16 protein-coding genes are annotated in these 16,102 nt (G+C 40.2%); 7 read left to right on the forward strand and 9 right to left on the reverse strand.

The features are described 5' to 3' along the window. Positions 1-9: 9 nt before the first annotated feature. The 7 genes from ABJK37_RS14550 to zntR all read right to left on the reverse strand — a co-directional run bounded on the left by ABJK37_RS14550 (position 10) and on the right by zntR (position 5,987). The gene (locus tag ABJK37_RS14550; RefSeq protein WP_348355264.1) at positions 10-348 is read right to left on the reverse strand and encodes an FKBP-type peptidyl-prolyl cis-trans isomerase; all 339 of its coding nucleotides are present in this window, start codon (positions 346-348) and stop codon (positions 10-12) included. Positions 349-524: 176 nt separating this feature from the next. Beyond that, on the reverse strand, positions 525-1,784 hold the full coding sequence (locus tag ABJK37_RS14555) for an outer membrane protein transport protein (RefSeq protein ID WP_348355267.1): 1,260 nt from the start codon (positions 1,782-1,784) through the stop codon (positions 525-527). 234 nt (positions 1,785-2,018) lie between these two features. Continuing rightward, positions 2,019-2,927, reverse strand: coding sequence for a hypothetical protein (locus ABJK37_RS14560; protein WP_348355269.1), 909 nt, complete (start codon positions 2,925-2,927; stop codon positions 2,019-2,021). Continuing rightward, a complete protein-coding gene (locus tag ABJK37_RS14565; protein WP_348355272.1) occupies positions 2,924-3,784 on the reverse strand; it encodes an ABC transporter ATP-binding protein in 861 nt (286 codons plus the stop codon). Before ABJK37_RS14565 ends, ABJK37_RS14560 begins: the two co-directional genes overlap by 4 nt. Then, positions 3,784-4,146 carry a GntR family transcriptional regulator gene (locus ABJK37_RS14570; protein WP_348355275.1) on the reverse strand — a complete coding sequence of 121 codons (363 nt, stop codon included), beginning with the start codon at positions 4,144-4,146 and terminating at the stop codon, positions 3,784-3,786. Before ABJK37_RS14570 ends, ABJK37_RS14565 begins: the two co-directional genes overlap by 1 nt. A gap of 394 nt (positions 4,147-4,540) precedes the next feature. Next, positions 4,541-5,584 (reverse strand): SO_0444 family Cu/Zn efflux transporter, encoded by a 1,044-nt coding sequence (locus ABJK37_RS14575; protein ID WP_348355278.1) that lies wholly within the window; start codon positions 5,582-5,584, stop codon positions 4,541-4,543. A gap of 4 nt (positions 5,585-5,588) precedes the next feature. Then, complete coding sequence (gene zntR / locus ABJK37_RS14580; RefSeq protein ID WP_348355281.1) at positions 5,589-5,987, reverse strand: Zn(2+)-responsive transcriptional regulator; 399 nt, start codon at positions 5,985-5,987, stop codon at positions 5,589-5,591. 217 nt (positions 5,988-6,204) lie between these two features. Here zntR and ABJK37_RS14585 point away from each other — a divergent pair, with 217 nt between their 5' ends. The 5 genes from ABJK37_RS14585 (at position 6,205) to ABJK37_RS14605 (ending at position 9,727) form a co-directional block, all read left to right on the forward strand. Beyond that, positions 6,205-7,050 carry a transporter substrate-binding domain-containing protein gene (locus ABJK37_RS14585; RefSeq protein WP_348355284.1) on the forward strand — a complete coding sequence of 282 codons (846 nt, stop codon included), beginning with the start codon at positions 6,205-6,207 and terminating at the stop codon, positions 7,048-7,050. Between the two features lie 253 nt (positions 7,051-7,303). Then, entirely contained in the window at positions 7,304-8,458 is a 1,155-nt protein-coding gene (locus ABJK37_RS14590; protein WP_348355342.1) for an extracellular solute-binding protein, read from the forward strand. Positions 8,459-8,479: 21 nt separating this feature from the next. Beyond that, a complete protein-coding gene (locus ABJK37_RS14595; protein ID WP_348355287.1) occupies positions 8,480-8,917 on the forward strand; it encodes a nucleoside deaminase in 438 nt (145 codons plus the stop codon). Between the two features lie 128 nt (positions 8,918-9,045). Further along, complete coding sequence (locus ABJK37_RS14600) at positions 9,046-9,510, forward strand: hypothetical protein (RefSeq protein ID WP_348355290.1); 465 nt, start codon at positions 9,046-9,048, stop codon at positions 9,508-9,510. A gap of 1 nt (position 9,511) precedes the next feature. Continuing rightward, positions 9,512-9,727 (forward strand): helix-turn-helix transcriptional regulator, encoded by a 216-nt coding sequence (locus tag ABJK37_RS14605; protein ID WP_348355293.1) that lies wholly within the window; start codon positions 9,512-9,514, stop codon positions 9,725-9,727. 112 nt (positions 9,728-9,839) lie between these two features. Here ABJK37_RS14605 and ABJK37_RS14610 read toward each other — a convergent pair whose 3' ends face one another. After that, positions 9,840-11,402 (reverse strand): bifunctional GNAT family N-acetyltransferase/carbon-nitrogen hydrolase family protein, encoded by a 1,563-nt coding sequence (locus ABJK37_RS14610; RefSeq protein WP_215930666.1) that lies wholly within the window; start codon positions 11,400-11,402, stop codon positions 9,840-9,842. Positions 11,403-11,582: 180 nt separating this feature from the next. Here ABJK37_RS14610 and ABJK37_RS14615 point away from each other — a divergent pair, with 180 nt between their 5' ends. Next, on the forward strand, positions 11,583-12,923 hold the full coding sequence (locus ABJK37_RS14615) for a magnesium transporter (protein ID WP_348355297.1): 1,341 nt from the start codon (positions 11,583-11,585) through the stop codon (positions 12,921-12,923). Positions 12,924-12,997: 74 nt separating this feature from the next. Beyond that, the gene (gene speA, locus ABJK37_RS14620) at positions 12,998-14,917 is read left to right on the forward strand and encodes a biosynthetic arginine decarboxylase (RefSeq protein ID WP_348355300.1); all 1,920 of its coding nucleotides are present in this window, start codon (positions 12,998-13,000) and stop codon (positions 14,915-14,917) included. Here speA and ABJK37_RS14625 read toward each other — a convergent pair. Then, a complete protein-coding gene (locus ABJK37_RS14625; RefSeq protein WP_348355345.1) occupies positions 14,914-16,068 on the reverse strand; it encodes a serine hydrolase domain-containing protein in 1,155 nt (384 codons plus the stop codon). The genes speA and ABJK37_RS14625 overlap by 4 nt on opposite strands. Positions 16,069-16,102: the final 34 nt, after the last annotated feature.

The raw sequence follows: 16,102 nt of genomic DNA on the forward strand, positions 1-16,102 counted from the left end.
TTCTAGAATTTAGTCTCTAGTAAGCACTTCTAACAATTCAATCTCGAATATGAGATTGGAGTTGGCTGGTATCATAGTGCCAATTTGACGTTCTCCATAGGCCAAATCTGCAGGAACGCTTAATCGACGTTTGCCTCCTACTTGCATATCTTTCAAACCTAAAATCCAACCTTGAATGACTCGCTTATTGCTAAGCACGGTTTGAAAAGGTTCTCCCTTTTTGTAAGATGAGTCGAATTCTGTACCGTCTTCTAACCAACCCACATAATGAGCGGTAATCAATGCACCACGTTGTGCGGTTTTGCCTGTACCTTGAATCAAATCTTCAATTTGTAATTGTTGTTGCATAATCACTCTTCAAAATCCCATCTATTAGCATTTTAACCTTGCTAAATGGCTCGTTCCACACATTTCAACTTTGGCAAATTAAGCCGATATAATGCAACTCAATTGACTCAAGTCAATCTCCTCTCAATTACAATAATAAAGAGGAGATTGATAACCAAACTTTTTAAATTAAAAATTTAGAATTGGTGATTATACTGCGCAGAAAATATCGTTGCATCACCACTCGTTCTGAAGCCCCATTGACTACCAAGGTTGTCTGCTTCACTAAAAGTTTGTTCAGAGCCTTTTATGACACTGAAACCCATATCAACTGAAGAAGTTTCATCAAGGATATAGCTTGCACCAACACTTAGCCATTTACGGTTAGAGTCTGGGATAGAGATAGATAAATGGCCGTCGTCTGTAGGCGTAGTATCATAGGCAACTCCAGCACGCAAAATCGTGTTTTTGTCTAATTGGTAGCTACCACCAATGGCGTAACGAAAGCTATTTGAGAAATTTTCTTGTTTTGTAAACGCTGGTGTATCACTTAATGGAACATAAGCTTCCAATGATTCAAAACTACTCCACTGAGTCCACACTACGCTGTAGTTGAATGTCCATTGTTCATCAATAAGGTGAACACCCGAAAACTCCGCAGTAGCAGGTAATTCAAGTTCCAAGGTACCCGGTAAAACCGTACCTTCTAGGCCACCTAATGCTGCTGGTAGTTGGTTACTGTAGTCACCGTCGAAGTTTATTGTTGTTTTACTTCGATATTGCAATCCTAGACGTGAACCTTCAGCCATTTCGTAAGCTACGCCAACATTCCAGCCGTAACCGCTGTCGTCACCTTCTAAATTAACGGCTTCTGTTTGCGCTGGTAAACCTAAAGGATTATCGCCGAAATGACGGACCAAATTTGCATCTGCATAAATGTAATTTACTCCTAAACCAGCCGACCAATTTCCGTTAATTTTATACGATACACTTGCATTAAAATTGACAGTAGTTACCTCAGACGTTCCAGCAAGTTGCCCTGCCGCATAATCGTCTGAAAACTCTGTCGCCAAACCAAAATTCGAGAACACCCCAAAGCCCACTGCCACTTTTTCATTGATAGGTGTGACATAGTAAATTGCAGGTATAAATGCTTCGGGGGCAATACTATCTTGGTTTAATGCGGCGGCACTGGAATAAGCTGGAGCACTTTCGCCAGTAACGCTTACATCAGGTGAAATGTATGTACCAGAAATAGATAACTCAGCGTTCTTAAAAAGTGACATCAGTGCGGGGTTACGGGCCACTACAGCAGCGCTATCTGCAATAGCCGCTTCTCCAGCGAAGGCCCGACCTAGACCTGTTGCGCTATGCTCAGCAAGCTGAAAAGCAGCGGCAAAAACATTTAATGGCAATACACCAATACAAACAGTCAAAATGGACGGGGTTAATTTCATAGTCAATATCTCACTCATATACATTGGGTAGAAGCTCTCTACCCTGTCAAAAAATTTCGACGCGCATAGTATCGGATTATGAAAATTATAGTAGTACAACTCACTGAAATATGTGGATTAAGAGTAAGTGTTTACATCTTTTATGCAATTGAGTTTCACTACCAACAAATAATTAACACCAAGGGCGATAGCAATGGCTCAGTAGCCCTCTCAACAGTATGTCTATTTATGCAGTTACATGTCACTTTTATTTACCCTTAGCCAATAGGTAAGATACAACAATCCAATTCCTATCAAAGTCGCAACAAGGCTAAATTTAGACGATAAGACCGAAAATAAAAGAAACTTGGGAGATTCATCTGCTGACGTGTGATTAGGTAATATAGTTTCGCCAAAAGTAAAATATTCTCGCAAGGTATCTAAGAAAAAACGTCCATCCAACTGCCAATACTGCGCAACAACCGACTCAACCAAGAGTATCGCTGCTATAGGTAATACCGCCCATAAAAAAGGCGCTTTGTTGGCAAACATTGACGCCAGCATTAACCATGCGAAAACCGGAAACATCCATAACGCATAAGGGAACAGGTGCAACCAAATAGCGGCCAGGTTTCCAAATATTTCGGCATTGCTCCATAACTCCCACAACGATATGTCATAGCCTAAAGATAAAACGCAACAGAAAATAAAGGCGACGAATAAAAAAACAATCACAACAGATGTCGCTGCCAGCATAAATATAGCGGGAACAACAAGCGCACCAGTAATCAACTTAACAGCTACTGTTAACGCATCCGATACCGGTAATGAACGCCAAAAGTAAACCGATAAATCTCGTCTCTCGTCAAACAAACAGCTAGTGAAGTAATTCAACTGAATGACCAATGACGCTATAATAAAAGGGAAAAACATACTCATAATTAAGCCCAGAAAAAAGCGAGTAAATCCCTTAACGTTTACCAAATTATTACCATCAGTTAGATTTTCGAGTAGTCTCGATAGTTGGTAATCTTGTATTACAAGGAACTGTAATATAGGTACGAGTATCATAAAAATAGCAATAATGAAGGGGACCCAAAATAGTGTTTTTTTGAACTCCCATATTTCTTTTCTGAAACTGGTGACAAGTTGTGAAGCAATCATGAGTTGTTCTCCTGTGTCATTACTCCCACAAAAATATCAGCCAAAGTAGGCGAGCTAATCTTACCTAGAGAAGCTAATGTCGCAGGATCAACATTGTCGAATAACATGCTGGTTATGCCCATCATACTATTAGTAAAAAGTGGCTGGTGAAGCTTTGCTTGTTCGAGGTGTTCGTTGTCGACGGCCAACAATTTAAACCTATTTCGAATGTCATCGACACTTTGAGCCAAAACAATTTGGCCATCACGAATAAACGCAGCATCGGTAAGAATATGTTCAATTTCTTCTATTTGATGAGTCGTGACTAAAATACACTTACTTTCATCGTGAAAGTCTTCTAAAAGATGTGTGTAGAATTGTCTACGAGTCAGAATATCTAACCCTAGAGTAGGTTCATCTAAGATGAGTATTTTTGCGTCAACAGCCAAGATTAATGCTAGATGTAACTGCGTTACCATTCCTTTGGACAAAGTTTTTACTTTTGCAGAAGCGCCAATATTGGTTTTAGCCAAAAACATTTCAGCTTTTTGTCGATCAAAATTAGGGTGTACCCCTTGCATATAAGTTAAAACTTGATTCACTTTTATCCACTTTGGCAATACGGCTACATCAGCAATATAAGCCACATCATTAAGCATTTTTTCGCGATTTTTACTGGGGTTATAACCTAAAACGTCAATTTCCCCATCGTAACGAGTTAGCCCTAGTAATGCCTGCAAACAGGTAGTTTTGCCAGCTCCATTTGGCCCTACTAAACCTAAGATTTGCCCTGCCTCTAGATTTAGATGCACATCCTTTAGCACCTGCTTATTTTTATAAGACTTATGCAATCCTGAAATCGAGATCATCGCTGACATTATTGACTCTCCTTAGATGATTGTGAAAGTTCCGAAACAGAAAGCTTAAGTCGTGAAATTTTCTGCAAAATTTGCGGCCACTCTGTGCTTAGAAAATATTCTCGTTCCTTTTCCAATAAAATGTGGGCTGCACCTGTTTTAACGAACAAACCTTTACCACGCTGTTTTTCAACATAGTCTTCGTCTTGCAACATTTGATAAGCCTTAGAAATAGTAATGGGATTGAGCCGATATTCTGCCGCCACCTTTCTTACTGAAGGAAGTGCTTCACCTTCTTTAATATTGCCGTCAAGAATACGCTTGATGATTTGCTCATAAAGCTGAATGTAGATGGGAGCATCCCCATCCCAATGAATTGTCATTTGTTACTCCTAGACTCATTACATACTAGTGTTATACATCACCAACACACCAAATGTAAACCTAAGACAAAATCACTTTGTAAGAAATTGTTATTTAACCTGAGCTCGGGTTAAGACGTGCCGCGTCCTATGAAGTAAATCCAATAAAAACAATAGGTTATAATCTTACTATTTATCTAGCCGCCAATTTAATGCACCCAGTGCTGATATTATTGTGTTTATCAAGGCGAGCTGGTGAAGCAATAGCCAGCTATTGAGAGCAAGTTCAACGAAGATAAGCGCAATAATAGCGGTGCTGGACGGTATGGCTTATCCCGAGTTGGAGTTATTTAGTTGTACTGCTACTGTGCTGTTACACCTTTATGCGCAACGGACAACAGCTTAACGCAACAATTTAGATAGAGTTGGCACGAACTAACTTAGGAATAAGCATCTTCTGCAGTTGATACACAATCATCGCCGCTAGCACTATCGCGCTACTTTGGTAAAGCATTCCCATCATTTCTGAGTGTCCACCATGGGATAACTGCATTTGCCAGTTGAAGCGTTCAAAAAGGAAATTCAGAATTAAACCAGCAGTTAACGCGCTGCTTGTTATTGCCATCAGATATAACACCAGTTCGCGTTTACCTAGCTCGTTTTTAATTACCATTAAAGTAGCAATATTAGTTGCAGGTCCGGTTAGCATAAATACTAATGCCGCACCTGGCGTTATTCCCGACAACAATAAACCTACAGCAATAGGAGTTGAAGCAGTAGCACATACGTACATAGGGATAGAGATCAACACTACTAGCAACATGGCGACTATGGAGTTTGAATACTGACTTAAGAAACCTTCTGGCACTATAGTCGTGACCAAAGCCGCAAAAAATATTCCAATCAAAAACCACACCATGAAATCCCGTAACAGTTGACCAAAACCGAATACAAATACCGACTGTATTTTTTCACTTATTGACACGTTCTTGGAAGAAGATGCAGCTTTAGCAGCGTGACAACAGCTGTTTACTTTAGCCGCGGGTTGCTCGGTGATATTGTCTGGCTTTCCAAACCATAAGACCAATAAACCGGTAAAAATAGCAGACATTATTGCAGCTATTGGTCTAGCGATTGCCATAATTGGACCCATTAGTGCGTAGGTAATGCCGATTGAGTCTACTCCGGTTTCTGGCGTGGCCACTAAAAAGCTTGCAGTGCTAGCCTTATTCGCCCCGCTGCGTCTGATGCCCATGGCTACGGGAATAACCGAACATGAGCATAGCGGTAATGGTGCGCCAATTAACGCAGCGGATACAACTGAACTCTTGCTTCCTAAGATTTTTTCTACCAAAGCACGAGGTACCCACTGGTTAATTATTCCAGCAATTAACATTCCCAAAAGTAGAAAAGGAGCTGATTCAGTAAAGAGCAGCACAAAGTTTGCAATAAATTCCATAAGGTTATTCCTGTTCTAGGGCTGATATGATTGAACAAAATTCCGCGCTTTCTTGGCCGCCACAACAAAAATACTCTAGTTGTTGTAAAGTATTTTGCATTTGTTTGAGTTTCGCAATTTGTTGTTCTATCTCGGTAATTTTAGTTACTGTAATCTGCTTGGCTTCTGCGCAAACATGCTGATCTTTGTTATGTTTTATTGCTAACAATGCAGAGGTTTCAGCTAAGCTAAAACCACACTCTTTACTACGTTTGATAAACTTAGCCGTAATCAAATCGTCCTGTGAATAAATACGATAGTTTTTGTCGCTGCGCCTAGATGCACTGAATAGTCCTGTTTTATCGTAATATCTCAAGGTATGCGCGCTAATTCCTGAACGCGCCGCTAAATCGCTTATTTTCATGCTGCCTCCACAATCAATAACCCTATGATAATCCTTAGAGTCGCATCTAAGGTCAAGCAACGATTTGATCTTATATCAATCCGTAATGATAACTACCCGCTCAGAAAAATTCGATTTAAATGATTTAGAACAAACAGCTTGTTAATACTTTGTTAATGAACTCGCAAAATACCAATAGTAAATTACACTTAGTAGAAATTTTAGGAGGCACAATATTATGAAAATTGACCATAACCTTTTAATAATACTTCTATGCTTTACGATTAGCGCTTGTAAACCAGAACCCACTAGCGAACAAGTCGAGGTCTCCACGGTATTGGCAGACAAGGTCGTCCCCCTTCCCGACGAAAATGCTGCAGCTAAAAATTGCCAATTCGTACTCGGATTTGATGCATGGGAGCCCTATCAATATATTGACGTAGGAGACAGAGTTGCGGGATTGGATATTGAGTTAGTAGCAGCTGTCGCTGAACAAATGGGATGCCACTTGACTTATCAACAAGGCACTTGGGTTGACTTATTGATGGCCTTAAAAGAAGGTGAAGTTGACATTCTTCTGGGCGCATCAAAAACCGAAAGTAGAGAACAATTTGCGTTTTTTAGTGACCCCTATCGAATCGAAGAGTTTTCTTTATATATTCGCAAGGACGATACCCAAACAGCGGAGTATAAGACATTAAAAGACTTCATTAACAATGGCAGCCAAATAGGCATAGTCGGTGACTACGTATATGGACCAGAGGTATCAATTTTATTAGATGGCGCTGATACGTCTAAATATTTCGTCAACGCAATTATGGGTGAACTTAATGTCGCAAGGTTATTGGATGGTGATATAGATGGTTTTCTTGAAGATAGTTTTGTGGGTGCTACGTTATTGCGACGCAAGGCATTACATGAGTACATTGTCGCTCATGGCCTCACCATCCATACAGGCGATGCTTATGTGATGTTTAGTCAAAAAAGTGTTTCGCTAGAGCAACTTAGTACTTTTAATGAAGAGCTACAAAAGGTTAAAAAGACTGAGCACTATCAAAATATTTTAGATAAATATTCATTCTAAATGCGCTATTTTGGGTGCTAATGTTGTGCATAATATGTGTGTTTCCCAGACCGTTCCCAGCATAGTGTAACGAATTCGTATATCACCCGTTAATTTGACACTACATCATTGCAATTTGTTGAACTAGCGCGATTAACGTATTAAATTACACTTTGGAGAATAGGAGCATAATATTCGCATTTTAGTAGTTGCACTTATCGCGGTTATAACCTTTCCAGGGTTCGCTAAACAGGAACTCAAAATAGCCGCGTCTATTTCAAACAGTTCACAACGCGCTGCCTATTATAATTTAGCGCGGGCATACGAAGACGCCAATCCAAATACACAAATCAACATAACCTCCTACACCAGCGAAGTATATAAAACTAAGTTTCCCGATATGTTGGAATCAAACCAATATGACATTTTATATTGGCACGCCGGCGTACGTTTATTTGAATTTATTGAACAAAATAAAATAGCTACGATAGACCATATAATAACGACAATTGAAATGGAGCAGTTATATGACAAGGCCGTGATTGATGCAGTCTCATTTAACGAAAAAAGCTACGCGTTGCCAATATCTTACTATCAAATAGGCTTTTATTATCCCAAACCTTTGTTCTCAAGACTAAAGTTGTCCGAACCACAAAGTTGGCAGCAATTTGTTGAGGTTTGTGAAATTCTTAAGAAAAATAATGTCCCTCCTATTTATATAGGTAGTAAAAGCAATTGGCCTGCCACAGCCTGGTTTGACTATTTAAATTTACGTCTAAACGGCATAACCTTTCACAAGGAGTTAATGCGAGGGCAAGCCTCTTATTTAGACGACAGAATTACCAACGTCCTCAAAAAAATCCAAGACATTACTAAGGCCGGCTACTTTATTGAAAATCATCAAGATTTAGAATGGAAGCAAGGCCTACCGTTACTATTTAGGGGCATGATTGGTATGTCAATGCTCGGTAATTACGCGGTACAGGTATTTCCAGAAACCGTCAAAAACAAAATTGGTTTTTTCAAATTTCCCTTGTTTGATGGACAGTCCACCTATTACGAAGAAGTCCCACTTGATGTATTAGTTGTGCCAGCAACAAATAATAAAAAAGACCTAACCAAATCCTTCATAAAATATGCGGCACTCAGTGATAGCCAGGAAAAATTCAATAATAACTTAGGCATAATGTCACCCCATAGAGGTGCCCAACAAAACAACTCAAGTCTTGCTCAAGAAGCCTATGAAACCATCGCTGGGGCTGAGGGTATAACCCAGTTTTTTGACCGCGATAGCAAGAAGGTTTATGGTGATCAAATTATGCCTCTCATCGATGCGTTTATGGTTAACCTAAACATCGAATATACTCAAAAATCCTTAGAAGAAGTAAGACTCAGAGTGCTGAGTGACCAGTCGAATATAAATAACTAAACCAACATAAAAGGTGTTCAAATGGACAAATTCATGCAAGAAGCAATTAAAGAGGCTCAGCAAGGATTGGCCGAAGGTGGGATCCCTATCGGTTCAGTTATCGTGCATAACAACAAAATTATAGGTCGAGGACACAACCGACGCGTTCAAAATGGCAGCCCTATTTTACACGGTGAAATGGATGCATTTGAAAATGCCGGACGTCAAACTGCGCAAACCTATAGAGAATCGATTATTTATACTACCTTGTCTCCCTGTGCTATGTGTACAGGGGCGATAATTCTATATGGTATACCCAATGTTGTAATTGGTGAAAATCACACATTTATGGGAGAAGAAGCGTTACTTCAATCCAAAGGTATTTCCGTCAAAGTGCTGCAAGACCAGCAATGTATCGATTTAATGCAGGGCTTTATCGACTCAAAACCTCAGCTTTGGAATGAAGACATAGGCGAATAACAGAGAACTAAAGACAACCAAAACTAACCTTAAGAAATATAAACTTAACTCAAAGTTAAAAATATTTTACACAAAGTTAGCTTTATATTACTTTATATGCTCTTAGCAAATGAGGGAGATTTATGGCTATGTCTTTTAGAGAAAAGAGTATTTGGATTTCGTTAATAAGTACGTTACTTATTTTTGGTGATTATTTTTTAAATATACTGTTTTTAGGCGGTGTGTCTGAAGAGATAGCACAATCTGCCGCACTCGGATTATTTTTGCGAGCTTTGGTACTTATCATCATTATTGAAATTGTATTTCAAGGAATGTTGGCCATAAGTAATCGTAAAGAAGCTGAATTAGGCGCTAATGAAAGGGACAAGTTATTCGAATATAAAGCCAATAGTTTGGGTTACATCATATTGGTGATCGGGGTATTTGTTACATTAGGACGAGTTGTTTTTCTCGAACTAAACCCAGAGTTTTTTACACAATCAAACACATTTAACATTCCTCTTTTAACTGCACACATTTTATTATTTAGTTTTATATTTTCGGAAGTTGTTAGATTTTCAGCACAACTATATTACTACAGAAGTGGTCACTAACATGGCCACACTTCCTATCAAAAATAAGATCCGCGAGTTACGTTTTTTTGCCGAAGAAATGACTCAACAAGAGCTAGCAGAATTAGTCGGAGTGACACGACAAACGATCATGGCAATCGAAAAATGTAAGTACTCACCAACTCTTGAAGTTGCCTTTAAAATTGCTGAGGTATTTGGACAATCTATCGATGAAGTCTTCCAATATGAATCGTCCTAAACATTATTTTAAATGTGTTCACTTGCAGCGCAGCAACGACACTATTTGACTAAGAAAATGCCGTATAAAATATGGCATTCTTTTTTGTTAAAAAAAGCAAGTAAACACTTACTTAGCTTCCAGTCCAATCAACCTTATAGAGGTCTCGTCTTCTATCAAGATAGTTTCTCACGGAACCTTCATTTCTAAGTTGAGTTAATCGATCTAAATCCAAGTCAACTATGAGGGTCATTTCAGTATTTGGAGTCGTTTCTGACACTATTGCGTCGTGTGGAAAAGCGAAGTCTGAAGGCGAAAAAACAGCCGACTGTCCATACTGAATATCGACGTTATCGACCTTAGGTAGATTACCTACACTACCGGCGATCGCCACATAACATTCGTTTTCAATCGCCCTTGCTTGAGCACAAATTCGCACTCTTAGGTAGCCATTTTTGGTGTCAGTCCAAAACGGAATAAAGAGTATCTGAATTTCTTGCTCGGCAAGTATTCTACCCAACTCAGGAAACTCTACATCGTAACAAATTAGAATACCAATCTTACCAAAGTCAGTATCGAAGGCCTGAAGTTTATCCCCGCCTTGCATGATCCAATCTTTCTTTTCATGAGGTGTTGGATGCAATTTATATTGACTATCAATTTGCCCATCTCGATGACATAGATAACTCACGTTAAATAACTCATCGTCTTGAACAACAGGCATCGACCCCACTATTACATTAATATTATATGACACAGCTAATCGCGACATTTCAGTCAATATTTCGTCACTGTAAGTCGCTAAGTTCCAAATCGCATCAATTGATGTATCAGCAGGTTTAATTCCCATAAGCGGCGCATTAAAAAATTCTGGGAACAAGGCTACGTCGCATTTATAGTCCGAAAGCGCGTCTATAAAATATTCAGCTTGTTGTAGTAATTCTGCTACGTCATGAAAATAGCGCATTTGCCATTGCACACATCCAATTCGAGCGGTATTTCTATGACCGCCAAATAGTTTAGGAGATTCTGCGTTGTAATAGATGTTGTGCCACTGCAACAAGGTTGCATATCCCTTTGACGCTTCATCTTCTGGAAGGTATGCCTTGAGTATTTGTTTTACCTCAAACCCATTTGAAATTTGGAAGGTTAAAATAGGGTCAAACAAATCTTTTGATTTAACTGCCTCGATATATTCATAGGGAGTCATGGTGTCTGCGTGTTTCGCATAATTAGGGATCCGTCCTCCAGCCATTATCGATTTGAGATTGAGGTTCTTACATAATTCCTTTCTCGCTTCATACAAACGACGCCCCAATCTGAGTCCTCGATAATCGGGCGATACAAATACATCGACGCCATATAACACATCTCCTTTTGGATCATGTGTACCTAAATAGGCATCGCCTGTGATTTCATCATAGGTATGTTTGTCTCCAAACTTTTCGTAGTCGACTATGACAGATATTGCAGCAGCGATAACTTTTCCTTTATCTTCAATACAAATTTGCCCTTCGGGAAATGTATTAAGCTGTGCTTGATAGTTTTTTAATGGCCATGCCCCGCCGACTTGAACATAGACTACGTCCATTAACTCTTTCACATCGGCATAATCATCAAGGGTAAGATATCGCAACTCTAAAATATGCGTAGGATCGTCTGTGCTTGGCGGTGGATTGGTTTCTCTGTCTTGCATATCAAAATCTCTTGTTAATTGTTCAAAGCATTTTCTTGAGTGGAATTAGGACTACAAGGAATGGATATTTGTTTTAGCATAAATTGCAGATTATAAGATACACCAAAAAATCTAAATAAATGACTATGGGCTACTTATCTTTTATCGATACCATAGGGGCGAGTATGTAAGGGGGTTAAAATGGTCAGCCAAGAACAACGAGAGAGTGCCTTTTTATGGCTACTTGACCGACTTAAAGAAGATCAAGTCGCAGTACCACTTATCGCCAGAGATTTTACCGCGGAAGACTGGGCGTTTATATTTGAAGGGCTCCCTAAAGACCTACGTTTTGAATTGTGGCAAACACTCACCGAAGATAAAAAATCACCTATATTAGCAGCGATGCGAGATGACTCCCGCGAACAGCTTATGTCTTTGTTGTCGAATCAGAACATTGAAGACCTCGCACTTGCTAGTACCACTGAACACTTAGTCGAAATTCTTGACGCACTGCCTAATCGTGTCGCCAAAGGGTTAATTAAGAAATTAAACGCCCAAGAATCTGACTTAATAGAAGAAGCGCTTAATTACTCTGACGAACAGTTAGGTCGTTATGTTAATCATGAGGTTTATACTGTAAATAAAAGTGTTTCAGTGGGCGAGTTATTGGATGCTTTAAAAATAGAAACCCTTCCTCCTTATACCGATAGTATTTTAGTGGTTGATGATACAGACCACTATTTGGGTCAGGTAGACATCAACCAATTATTTAATAGCGATGCTGACGCGCAGCTGATTCAGGTAGCCGAGTTTTCTGACCGAGTGTTGGCCGCGGACCTCGATTTATTTGATGCCTCTGAAGCAGTAAAAAGCAGTGGCCGTTCAATGTTACCTGTCATCACGAAAGAAGGCCGTCTGCTAGGTCGATTCTCCGTAAAAGACGCGATTGACGTCTACCAAGAATATTACGAAGCTCAGTTGTCGCATATGGGCCGTGTTAGCGATGAAGATTTATTTGCACCAGTATTTACCAGTTCGAGACGCCGCGCTGTATGGTTAGGGATCAACCTTTTAACGGCTTTTGCAGCATCAATTGTCATTGGAATTTTCGATGAAGTAGTGGCGCAAGTAGTAGCATTGGCCGTACTCATGCCAATAGTGGCGAGCATGGGTGGCATAACCGGTAGCCAAACGCTGACATTAACCATTCGGGGGTTAGCAACCGGGCAGTTAGCGACTTCAAATCTAAGGGCGCTTGGTAACAAAGAGGTGTTGGTTGCCTTTTTTAACGGCCTGCTCTGGGCTTTGGTGGTGTCGGCTATTACATCGTTGTGGTTTGATAACCCTTGGCTGTCAGCCATTATTGCGGTAGCACTAGTGATCAACATGCTTATTGCCGCAATTTCTGGGATAGTGATACCTGTATTACTTGATAAAATGGGTATTGACCCCGCGCTTGCTGGCTCGGTGATTTTAACAACAGTCACTGATGTTGTCGGCTTTTTTGTGTTTTTAGGAGCAGCGTCATTGTTGTTGGTCTAATCGTGATTAAACTTGCTAGCCACTGCAATTGTTGTTCTTTATAATCCACGTCCTTTTGTTAGACAGAAACTACTATGCCAAGAACTAAAAAGTGGACCATCGACGACTCGGAAAATATCTACCGTGTAAAACGTTGGGGAGATGGTTATTTTGAAATTGGTCAAAATGGCAATTTACAGATTACCCCGGATCCCTCAAATACCAGTATGCGAATCGATTTCAAAGCAGTCATAGATGAAATCAAACAAGAAGGCATTCAATTTCCTCTGGTAGTTAGGTTCCACGATATCCTTCGTTCTCAGGTGGCGTTGCTGAATCAGACCTTTCAAGACATCCTCAAAGAAGCCGAATATGATGGCGGCTACATGGGCGTATACCCTGTAAAAGTCAACCAGATGCGCGAGGTTGTCGAGGAAATAGTCGACGCAGGCGCACCTTTTAATTACGGCTTAGAGGCGGGTTCTAAAGCAGAACTATTGACTGTCATGGCCCTAAACACTAATACAGACTCATTGACTGTATTAAATGGTTATAAAGACGAAGAGTTTATGCGCTTAGCATTGTTAAGTCGTAAATTGGGGCGCAAAACGATAGTAGTAATTGAGAAATTTTCTGAGTTAATTCTTTTAGTTAAAATTGCCAAAGAGCTAGGAATTGAGCCAATAGTCGGCATACGCTCGAAGATGACCGTTAAAGGGCGTGGAAAATGGGCAAGCTCTGGTGGCGACAGAGCAAAATTTGGTTTAACCATAAGTGAAATGATCAATGCGGCCCGTTACCTTGAAAAACATGGTATGGCTGACAGCTTAAAACTATTGCATTTTCATATTGGTAGTCAGTTAACCGATATCCGTGCTGTGAAAGAGTCCATTGCAGAAGGTGCCATGATTTACTCCGAACTACATCGTATGGGCTTTAAGCTTGAATACGTCGATGTAGGTGGCGGTTTAGGAATCGACTATGACGGTAGTCAGTCAACGAATGACTCGTCACGAAACTACAGTATGAAAGAATATGTTGCCGATATCGTATATGGCATGAAACAAGTCTGTGACTTAGAAAATGTTCCCCACCCTACGCTAGTGAGCGAAAGCGGACGCGCCATAACTGCACACCACAGCTGTGTGGTCACACAAGTTGTGGGTGAAATTAAAGCGCACGGTGCCGGTATCGAAACAGATCCAGTAGATGATGAACATGTATTGGTGAGCGATATACGCGAACTATCAGAAATTATTGGTCAACAAAACAATTTGCAGGAAATATTTAACGACGCTTCGCAATTTAAAGAACAGGCGTTAAATGCCTTTAAATTACGGGTAATATCCCTAGAAGAGCTTGCCAAGATTGAAACCTTATACTGGAAAATTATGGGGGAAGTACAACTACGCATCAAAGACGCAGAGTTTGTACCAGAAGAAATGCAAGAGTTAGATTTTGCTCTGTCTTCGCAATACCTATGTAATTTTTCGGTTTTCCAATCGGCTGCGGATACTTGGGCCATCGATCAGGTGCTACCCGTTGTACCCTTAACTAGAATGAACGAAAAACCCAACATTAACTGTTCTTTAGTCGACATCACGTGTGACAGTGACGGTAAATTGGATCAGTTTATAAGTGAACAAGGCATTTCAGACATTGTGCCAATGCACACATTAAAAGCCGATGAAGATTATTATTTGGGTTTGTTTTTGACTGGCGCCTACCAAGATGTAATGGGCGATATGCATAACTTGTTTGGACGCTTAAACGAAGTTCATATATTCAGTCACGACGATGATCCGCAAGATTTTTATATTGAAGAAGTCGTAAACGGCTCTTCGGTTGAGGATGTGCTTTCGATCATGCAATACCACCCAAGCTCAATGGCCAAAAGTGTCAAAAAAATGATCGATGGACATGTAGCTTTGGGGCAAATGAAACCTAGAGAAGGCGTGAAATGGACCGACTTCTATGAGGATTGCCTAAAAGGATATACCTATCTAAAGACCTAAGGCCTCACTTTTAGCGAGCCAGCAACCATGTTGGCTTGCTCTAAGTGCTGAAAACACCTCGCCCAAAAATCTGGGGTAAATTCATTGATCAAATTTGATTCTGCATTCATCAGCATCACATAACCCACACCATATTCTGGTGAAAAAGCGATATCAGCGCGATACCCTCGTACCCAGCCACCATGATAATTCAGTTTGTGACCAGCAAAATCATAAATACGCCATCCCAATCCATAGTGAGCGTCCGACAAAAATTCTCGCCACTGGCGCCTGTAGATCTCTTTTTTACTTTTGGTCAATGGCGTTGTTACTTGAGTAATTAACGCGGGAGACACTACCTGTGGCGATTCACCAAGCAATGCTCGCATCCAAATCACCATATCATGCATACTGGCATTGACTCCTGCGGCGGGAGAATAGCGATAATAATCATCTCTTACTGTTGATAACCGCCAACGATTTTTTGAAATTGCGACATGAGGCTTAGCCCACTTGGTTGAGGCCTGCAATGCCTTTTTGCCAATGCTTGCATATGGCATTTTTAGAGGTTGAATCAACGTTTGTGTGAGCGCTTGCGAATAGGATGAATGATGCTGTTGAAAATAACTGTCAACTACAGCAAATAGTGCATTTTGATAGGTGTAACATTGTCCAGGCTGGCAAAGCGGTTCCAGCTCAGAGAGCATTGTTAATACACGGTCTACGGCGTAATTGGCTTCAATTAAATTATCATAAGCATTGGGAGTATAACCGCTAGATTGACCAATCACATGTTGCAAAACCAATTCACCACTTTTACTTTTTGCGGTAGAAAATTCAGGTATCAACTGCGAAACTGGAATTTGCCAATCCAACTGGTTTTGGGCTACATATTTAGCCATCAGCATTGAGGTAAAAGTTTTAGAAACTGACGCCAAGCGAAACACTGTATCTAAAGCTATGGGTTGCCCCGATTTACTTTCTTTACCGTATACCACCACCGAGGCGGGTTTACCTTTTTCAATATAGGCGAAGGTATACCCTGGCAAGTTCTTTTTTTGCGCTTTTTTTTGAATATCTTCTGCAAATTCAGTGAGCCATTTATCTGCTGCAATACTTCTTTCACTGTAGATACTTACTAGCAGTAGCGCCCCTATGAAAAACTTAAACATATCCAACTCGAACTGCTGTTGCATGGGCTAACAT

The organism is Paraglaciecola sp. (assembly GCF_039964565.1).
Lineage (GTDB): Bacteria > Pseudomonadota > Gammaproteobacteria > Enterobacterales > Alteromonadaceae > Paraglaciecola.